The sequence below is a fragment of the uncultured Mycobacterium sp. genome, from assembly GCF_964249325.1.
Taxonomy (GTDB): domain Bacteria; phylum Actinomycetota; class Actinomycetes; order Mycobacteriales; family Mycobacteriaceae; genus Mycobacterium.
The window spans coordinates 1-8,711 of the sequence record NZ_CAXUCH010000186.1 but is presented as its reverse complement, the minus strand read 5'-3'; the positions used below and the strand labels follow the sequence as shown (position 1 = coordinate 8,711).

Annotated in this window: 8 protein-coding genes; 2 read left to right on the top strand and 6 right to left on the bottom strand. The window is 65.6% G+C overall.

Annotation, left to right across the window (positions count from 1 at the left end):
* Window positions 1-162: 162 nt before the first annotated feature.
* The 6 genes from ACFE99_RS19025 to ACFE99_RS19000 all read right to left on the bottom strand — a co-directional run bounded on the left by ACFE99_RS19025 (window position 163) and on the right by ACFE99_RS19000 (window position 5,983).
* Entirely contained in the window at window positions 163-1,371 is a 1,209-nt protein-coding gene (locus tag ACFE99_RS19025) for a cytochrome P450 (protein WP_375487985.1), read from the bottom strand.
* Window positions 1,372-1,387: 16 nt separating this feature from the next.
* Window positions 1,388-2,878 (bottom strand): aldehyde dehydrogenase family protein, encoded by a 1,491-nt coding sequence (locus tag ACFE99_RS19020; protein ID WP_375487983.1) that lies wholly within the window; start codon window positions 2,876-2,878, stop codon window positions 1,388-1,390.
* Window positions 2,879-3,080: 202 nt separating this feature from the next.
* On the bottom strand, window positions 3,081-4,244 hold the full coding sequence (locus ACFE99_RS19015) for a thiolase family protein (protein WP_375487981.1): 1,164 nt from the start codon (window positions 4,242-4,244) through the stop codon (window positions 3,081-3,083).
* A gap of 4 nt (window positions 4,245-4,248) precedes the next feature.
* The gene (locus ACFE99_RS19010; RefSeq protein ID WP_375487979.1) at window positions 4,249-4,695 is read right to left on the bottom strand and encodes a Zn-ribbon domain-containing OB-fold protein; all 447 of its coding nucleotides are present in this window, start codon (window positions 4,693-4,695) and stop codon (window positions 4,249-4,251) included.
* A gap of 45 nt (window positions 4,696-4,740) precedes the next feature.
* Window positions 4,741-5,556 (bottom strand): mycofactocin-coupled SDR family oxidoreductase, encoded by an 816-nt coding sequence (locus ACFE99_RS19005; protein ID WP_375487977.1) that lies wholly within the window; start codon window positions 5,554-5,556, stop codon window positions 4,741-4,743.
* Between the two features lie 40 nt (window positions 5,557-5,596).
* Window positions 5,597-5,983 (bottom strand): PaaI family thioesterase, encoded by a 387-nt coding sequence (locus ACFE99_RS19000; protein WP_375487987.1) that lies wholly within the window; start codon window positions 5,981-5,983, stop codon window positions 5,597-5,599.
* Between the two features lie 245 nt (window positions 5,984-6,228).
* On the opposite strand from ACFE99_RS19000, the gene ACFE99_RS18995 reads away from it, so the two are divergent.
* The gene (locus ACFE99_RS18995; RefSeq protein WP_375487975.1) at window positions 6,229-7,701 is read left to right on the top strand and encodes an aldehyde dehydrogenase family protein; all 1,473 of its coding nucleotides are present in this window, start codon (window positions 6,229-6,231) and stop codon (window positions 7,699-7,701) included.
* Window positions 7,698-8,711, top strand: a 1,014-nt coding sequence (locus ACFE99_RS18990) for a GMC family oxidoreductase (RefSeq protein WP_375487973.1), incomplete at its 3' end; no start/stop codon positions are given. The genes ACFE99_RS18995 and ACFE99_RS18990, both read left to right, overlap by 4 nt.

The following is an 8,711-nucleotide window of genomic DNA, read 5'->3' as shown; positions in this document are numbered from 1 at the left end:
CAGTTCGCACAGCGCCGGCCACCGAGCCCGGGCGGCGGCCGCGCCCGTGGCCGCTGCGGCAGCGATTACAGACGCGTCGTCGCGGCGTTTGAAAAAGTCGGCGACCGCGGCCAGGGCAACCGATACGTCGTCGTCTATCGCGAAGTCCACCCGGGTGATTCCTTAGGCCGGCTCGAACACGAGTGGCAGGTGGGCGACGGTGCGCACTGTGCCGCCGGGGTAGCGCGGCATCTCGCCCGGCTTGATGCGGTATTCGCCGATGCGCCGGTGGAATTCATCGAGCGCGCACCGCAACTCCATTCTGGCCAGATGCGATCCCAGGCAGCGATGCGCGCCGCTGGCGAACGCGATGTGCCGGTTACCAGCGCGGTCCAGTTTCACCTGCATCGCTGCAGGACACGCGGTCTCGTCGATATTGCCTGCGGCCCAAAGCAACTGGAGGTGATCGCCGGCCTGCAGCTGGTATCCCGAGGGCAGTGTGAGGTCTTCGGTGGCCAGCCGATGCCCCCACTGCACCGGGCTTTCCCAGCGCAGCAGCTCTTCTACCGCGGCCACGATCAGCGAGGGGTCGTCGCGCAGTTGGCGCTGTTCGTCCGGGAATCGGGCGAGGCGGCAAAACATGCACGACAGCGCGCCGGTCACGGTGTCAAGGCCGGCGATCACCAGCAGCAGAAAGATATTGAGCAGTTCCTGGCGTTGCAGCCGCTGGCCGTCGACCTCGGCGTGTAGCAGCCCGGTCAGCAGTCCGGGATAGGAGTCGGGATCGTTTTCGCGCAGCTGCAGCTGCTCGGTCAAATAGCCGAACATGCGCATCGCCGCGTCCATTCTCAGCTGCGCGTTCGCCTCGGGCGAGCCGGCGTTGGCGTGCACGATGTCGTCTTTGAATTGCAGAAAAAACGGGCGGTCCCGCTGCGGCAGACCCAGCAGGTCGACGAAGATGATCGTGGGCAGCGGCACGCAGAACGCGCTGAACAGCTCGACTTCTCCGGCGTCGACGAATTCGTCGATCAGCGAGTTCGCCAGCCGGCGCACGACCGGCTCGAGATTGGCGATCTGCGACGTTTTGGCTTTGGGCGCGAACAGCGGATCGAGCAGCCGGCGGAATCTAGTGTGCTCCTCGCCGTCGATGTCCAGCGGGATCAGTCGCTGGGTCGCCCCCATGAGTGGACCGGCGTCGCCGTTGCCCAAAACCGCCGGATGCTGGTTTAAGAACACGATGTCGTCGCGTCGGGAGATGAGCAGCGGTGAGTTGTCCCCACGGTCGAACACCGGGCAGGTGTGCAAAAGCTTTTCGTAGATGTCGGTTTGCGGATTTTCGATCGCGGTTTCGGTGATCAGCGGGTCAGTGTCAACGTCGTAGCGATTTCTCATCACGAAGGTCCTTTGCTCAGCGCTGCAGCACGGTTTTGACGCGGATGAACTCATCGAGGCCGGCCTTGCCGCCCTCGCGACCGAACCCGCTGATCCCGTTGCCGCCGAACGGGGCCAGATGGTGATTGCACACCCCGGTGTTCACCCCGACGGTGCCGCAGTTCAACTGCGGGATCAGCCGCTCGATCCGGCGGCTGTCTTTGGACTGGATGTAGTTGGTCAGCCCGTACGGGGTGGCATTGGCCAGCGCCACGGCCTCGTCCTCGGTGTCGAACGGGGTCACCGCCAATACCGGGCCGAAGATCTCCCGCTGGGCCAGATCGCTCCCCGCATCGACGTCGGCGAAGATGGTGGGGTTCATGAAGTAGCCGTCGCTGAGCTCGCCACCGGCTCGCTGCCCGCCCACAAGCAGCCGGCCCGAGCGTTGCCCGATTGCCGAATCGACGACGCTCACTACCCGTTTGAGCGCATCGGCGTGGATCAGCGGGCCGATGTAGGTGTCGGGTTCCAGCGGGTCGCCGACCTTGAGTGAGCCGGCGATCGCGGCAAGCTGATCGAGCACAGTGTCGTAGACCGAGCGCTGCACCAGCAGCCGGGTGGGAAGTGCGCAGCCCTGGCCGCTGTTGGCCAGCGCGAAGCTGCACGAAAACGGGACCGCCTCGGTCAGGTCCGCGTCGTCGAAGACCAGATTGGCGCCCTTGCCGCCGAGCTCGAAGAGCACCGGGGTCAGCTGATCTGCCGCCCCCCGCATGATGGCACGCGCGGTGGGCGGGCCACCGGTGAACGAAATCTTGTCCACGCCAGGGTGTTTGACCAACGCCTCACCCGCCTCGGGCCCGCCTGGGACGATGTTGATCACCCCGTCGGGGATACCGGCCCGCCGCGCCAAGTCGCGCCACACCATCGCGGTGAACGGCGTGAGCTCCGCCGGTTTGAGAACAACCGTGTTGCCGGCGGCCAGCGCCGGCGGCAGTTTCATCGCCAGCGACAGCAGCGGCGCGTTCCAGGTGATGATGATCGCGACCACACCGTAGGGCTCCGGCAGTGTGTAGATGAAGCCGTCGGAGTCGTTGTGCGCGGCAACCTCGCCGACCAGCTTGTCGGCCCACGCCGCGTAATACGAACACCAGTCGTAGGCAAGCCCGGCGAACTGCGCCGCATACAACGACGGCATGCCGTTTTCCACCACCTGCAAATCCACCCAGTCCGCGTAGTCGCGGACCAATTGCGCGAAGGTGAGCAACACATCACGGCGCGCTGACGACTTCATCGCCCGCCACGGCGTCAGCGCGCGGCGCGCAGCCGCCACCGCGTCGTCGACGTCCTGCGGGCCGGCCAGCGAAATCTGCGCTTGCACGCGGCCGATGCTCGGGTTGACATGCTCGAAGACCCCACCGGAACCGGACGGCCGTTCCTCGGCACCAATGACCACATTGACTTTTGGAAGCAGCCGGTTGGCGGTTTCGGCATGTCGGGCGGCAAGTGAACGCTCAACGGTGTGCGGCATCTTGATCCTCGTATCGGCGACAGCCTTCCGCCTCACACTAGGAACGCCGCTTGACGGTGTACAGGGATCCTCACCGCTTTCACCGAGAACCGCGTTTGCGTCCATGGAGCAACCCGAATCGAAGGGGGGCCGGTTTGGGTGCTGCGGACAGAAGCGCTGCGAGCGTTGCGGCGTGGTGTCGTCGAATCGTCGCCGCGGCGCCTTACCCGGCCAACAAGGTGAGCCCCTGGGCGTTGAAGAAGAATCCCCCCGCAGTGATCAGCGCGCGCTGCGCATTCGGCACCTGACGCTGCCCCGCCAATCCCTGCAACTGGTGCACTGCCTCGCGGATATGACCGGATGCCTGCGTGGCGCCCTCCGACAGCGAACCGCCATGGGGGTTGACCGGGATCCTGCCGTCGATGAGCACCCGGCCCGTAGCGGAGTCCCAATGGTCGCGCAGAAACTCACCCGCTTCGCCGGGCTTGCACCAGCCCGCGTTCTCAATCCAGTTCAGCGTAATGGGCGTGAACCCGTCGTAGGGAAAGTAGACGTCGATGTCGTCGATCCAGAAGTCGCTCTTGGCTTTTAGCGTGTCGACCACGACTTGCTGGCCGTGGGCGCGCAAGCTGACGGTCTGATCCTCCTCGTTGGGCGCCACCTGACCCAGCACCGCGGCATGGATGAGCACCGGCGGCAGTGCCAGATCACGGGCACGTTCGGCGGTGGTGAGGATGAACGCGTCGGCTCCATCCACGGCCACATCCATGTCGTAAAGACACAGCGGTTCGCGGATCATCCGTGCGTTGAGGTAATCGTCCATGGTGAGCGGTGCGCGCATAGCGGCCTTGGGGTTGCGGGCAGCGTTGGCTCGCCCGTTGAGCGCGACGACGCCGAAATCTTCGCGTTTGGCCCCATATTCGTGGAGGTAGCGCGACGCCCAGCCGGCGTACCCGACGGCGCCGGCCATGGTTTCCGGGCCCGGCTGTGGGTCGTTGAGCCCCGGTGTGGCGATGCGGCGAAATGGGTCCTTGAGCGCAGAACCGGTGTTCCACGCCGCGCGGTATGCCGCGTGGTAGACGAGCACCGTCTCGCACAAACCTGCATGCACCGCGGCCGCGGCTGTCGCGATGTGGTCCACCAACGGGATCATCGGGTTTCCCGACCAGGTCAGGCGGGGAAGCCCCAGCGCGGACTGCAATTCATGCGCCGACGGCCAGCTCCCGCACAACCCGTCGATGTCGTTTTTGGACAGACCCGCGGCCCGGATGACGTCGATGGCGGCCTGCGCGGCCAGCGATGTCTGGCTGCGAGCAGAGTTCTTCGCGACGAAGCCGGTCGTCGCCGCAGCGCAGATGGCCACGCGGTTCTTCATCGTGTTGCGCATCAGATCACTCGCCGGCTGACTCGGTCAGTTCGAAGACCGGCAACGGCGCCCCCGCACGCTCGATCCACCCCAGGCGTACCCGTTTGCCGATGGCGATGTCCCGCTTGTGGGCGCCGACCACCGTGGAGGTGAACCGCAGACCGGTTTGCTCGTCGAGCTCGACGGTCACCACCGGGTAGGGCACCGTGTAATCTACGCCGGGCGCCGGCGGTCCCTGGTGCAGAAAGATCGCCATGAATATCGTTCCTTCCCCCCGCACCGCCGTCGCCGTGACGTCGAACGACCAACACTGCGGGCACACCGGCTTGGGCGGGGCGTGCCAGCGACCACACGCCTGACAGCGGTTCATCAACAACTGCCGACGCAGACGGCCCCGATAGTGCTCGGCGTTGTCGTGCGTGATCGGTTGGCCGGCAAAGCGCTCCACCAATTCGCCGTCGCTAATCGACATGCACAACCCTTTCGCTGACTACACCGCGCATTCCGAAGTGCGCCCTTAGACCTTCGTGGCTCCCGTGTCGAGGGTGAGCTGGGTGCCGGTGACGGTGCGCGACAGGTCCGAGGCCAGCCACACCACAGCATCGGAGATGTCGTTCGGATCGGCCATCGCCAGCGACGGCAGCACGTTGCCGAATGACATGACGTAGTTGGGGTGCTCGGTGAGCATCGTTGCGGTATAAGGGTCTTCGCCCATCGGGGTGCCCACCCCCCAGGGGTGGATCGAATTGACCCTGATGCCGTACTCGCCCAGCTCGATGGCCGCGCTGTTGGTCAAGCCGACGACGCCGTGCTTGGCCGCGCTGTAGTGCGCCTGGCCCGGCAGCGACTTGATGCCCGCGACCGAGCTGACGGTGATGATGGACCCGCCGTTTCCCGCTGAAATCATGTGCGGCACCGAGGCTTTCATGGTGCGCCACACACCGGAGAGGTTGACATCGACTAGCGTCAGCCACTGCTCCTCGCGCATCTCCCAGAACCGGCCCCAGTTGCAGATGCCTGCGTTGGCGACCACGACATCCAGGCGACCACCGAGGCGGTCCACCGCAGCACCCAGCAGCTGCTCGAGCGTGGTGAGGTTGCGGACGTCGGCGATCTCCACGACGAACGGTCGGCCCTCTTGCTCGAGCAGCCCGGCGGTCTCCTTGAGGTCCGCCTCGGTCGCGGGCGCGTAGGTGTTATGTGACGAGACCGCATCGGCGATGTCGATTGCGATGACTGACGCGCCTTCCCTGGCCAGGCGCACCGCGTGGCTGCGGCCCTGGCCGCGCGCCGCGCCGGTGACGAACGCGACCCGTCCGTCGAGCAACCCCATTGGTTCTCCTTACTTAGCCCGACCCGCACAGCACTGCGACTTACTCAAGCTCATCGCTCACCTGTGTGTGCAGCCACTGCTCGTGGCGTTCGAAGTGATCAGCTGGGCGCTTGACCATGATCGCCTTGGCCGATGCGAGAAGCGCGCCGCTGCTTGCTAATTCGATACGCGCTGACACGAACGCCTTGCGGCCCTCCCGCTTGTCGACCTGCGCGGTGCCGATCAGCGGCAACTCAATCGGCATCGGCTTGTGGAAGACAACCTCCAAGGTGCCGGTGACGGCGAATTCGCCGCGCAGCATCATGGCGTGCCCGACCAGCTCGTCGAGCATGCCGGCCGTCCATCCGCCGTGCGCGACGTTCGGCCCGCCTTCGCTATCTCGCGGACACACGAGCTCACTGACAACCACCCCATCAGGGCCCAGCATTTCCCGCTGCAGCCCCATGCGGCATCGGTCCAGGCCGTGGCACCCGTGACACAGCAGCACGCCGGTCGGGGACGCGGGCGCATACATCGGTGAGCTCGGATCCGAGCGATGGACATGAGCCAGCATCTGGCTCACCGTGGCACCCGGCTGTTGTGCTGTGTCCGACATCACGTTACAGTGTAAAGGATAGAGTCCGGGGGTGCCAATCAGCCCCTGCGCCGACGAAATACAGGAAAGGCCCACCAATGACCGAGACCTCCTACGAAGGCCGGCTGTTCATCGACGGCGAGTTCCGCGAGGCCAAGGCGGGCCGACGGTACGACGTCATCAACCCGGCCGACGAGTCCGTCGTCGCCACCGCCGCCGACGCCGGCCCCGAGGACGTCTCCGACGCGGTGACGGCCGCCCGCCGGGCCGCCGACGAGACGTCGTGGGGCACCGACCACAAGTTTCGTCGCCATTGCCTCGAGCAGCTTCAGGCGGCGCTGCGCAGCGAGGCCGAGGCTTTTCGCAACCTGGTCACCGCGGAGGCGGGCGTGCCCGCCTCGGTGATCGCGACCCACGTCGACGTGATGATCGACGGGATTGACTTCTGGAATGAGCTGACTACCTCTTTCCCGTGGGAAGAAGACATCGGTCCCCACGAAATCCTCGGGATGAACAGCGACCGGCGCATCCGCTATGAGCCATACGGTGTTGTCGGCGCGATCACCCCATGGAACGCCCCGTTCATGACGGCGATCTGGAAGGTCACGCACTCCATGGCCACCGGCAACACCGTGGTCCTCAAGAGCGCTCCGGACACCCCGCTGACCGCGGCGAAGATGGCGCAGGTCATCAGCGAGGCCACCGACGTATCGCCCGGTGTGGTGAACATGATCAGTTCGCAGGACAAGGCGATCGCCGGCGACGCGCTCACCGGCGATCCGCGGGTAGACATGTACCACTTCACCGGGTCACCGCCGGTCGGCCAGCGCATCATGGAGCGCGCCGCCAACGGCATCCGCCACGTCGTACTGGAGCTCGGCGGCAAGTCGGCCAACGTTTTGCTGCCCGACGCCGACCTCGACATGGCGTGTGCTCTCGGGGTTGGCATGTGCATGTCCAGCAGCGGGCAAGGCTGTGCGCTGGCCACCCGGATGATCGTGCACGCCGACATCTACGACGAGGTTCTGCAGCGACTTGTCGGCATCGTCAGCAACCTGCCGTGGGGTGATCCGACCGAGCCGACCACCATGGTGGGCCCGATCATCCGCGCCGAGCAGGTTGACCGTATCGAAGGATTGGTGGAACGCGCCAAGGCGGCCGGCGCTCGAGTGCTGTGCGGCGGCAAGCGCGGTGACCGCGGAGGCAAGGGATTCTGGTACCAGCCGACAGTGGTGGCCGACGTCGACGAGAACGCCGAGATCGCCCAAACCGAGGTGTTCGGGCCGGTCCTGTCGGTCATCCGCTACGAAGGCAACGATGACGAAGCCGTACGGGTAGCCAACAACTCCCGTTACGGCCTCTCGGCCTACGTGCAGTCGCGCGACGAGGAACGCGCGTGGCGCGTCGCGAATCGGCTCAAGGCCGGCACGGTCAACATCAACAACTCGTTCTATCTCAGCCCGGACGCCCCGTTTAGCGGATGGGGCATCAGCGGTGTCGGCGTCGAGCACGGTGTCGCTGGCTTCCGCGACTACCTGCGCATCAAGACCATCGCCAGCCCGGCGAAATGAGCGACTTCGACTACATCATCGTCGGCGCCGGCTCGGCCGGCTGCGTGCTGGCCAACCGGCTATCAGAGGATCCCCGCAACCGAGTCCTGCTCATCGAGGCCGGGCCGAAAGACACTAACCCGCTGATCCGCGTGCCCAAGGGATTCGGCAAGATCCTGACGAACCCCAAACTGGCATGGCAATATCCAGTTCGGCCGATCGGGCCGTCGGCCAGAGTGGAGCAGTGGGCCCGGGGTCGAACACTGGGTGGGTCCAGTTCCATCAACGGAATGGTCTACAACCGCGGCAGCTCAGCCGATTACGACGCACTGGTGCAGCGGGGCAATCCGGCATGGGGCTGGGACACGATCCTGCCGATCTTTCGGCGCATCGAGAACCACCAACTCGGCGCCAACGACATGCGCGGCGCCGGTGGGCCACTGGACATCTCGATCGGCACCGACCTCATGGAACCCTGTGCCGAGGTGATCGAGTCGGGCGCCAAATTGGGTTGGTCGATCACCGAGGATGCCAACGGCGACGACAGCGAGCGGATCGGCCCGGCGGCTGCGACCATCAAGAACGGCCGACGGGTGAGCGCATCGTGGGCGTTTCTTCGGCCCGCCCGCCGCCGCCCGAACCTTACGTTCGCTGTGGACACGACCGTGAATCGTGTCCTGTTCGAAGGCGATAAGGCGTTCGGGGTCCAAGCCACAACCACCAAGAGCAGGCATGTCACCTACACCGCGCGGCGGGAAACCGTTCTCTCGCTGGGCAGTCTGGCCACGCCGAAGCTATTGCAACTGTCCGGCATCGGCGAGCGCTCGCTGTTGCGAAGCCTGGGCATCGACACCATCGTCGACAGCCCCAACGTCGGCCGGCGCATGCGCGAGCACCATTGCTTTGCGCTGCAGTTTCGGCTGAACCGAAATCTCGGATACAACCGGCTGCTCGCCACCCCGGCACGGCAGGCGATCACCGCCGCCAAGTACCTACTGACGCACAAGGGTCCGCTATCGACGCCGGCATAC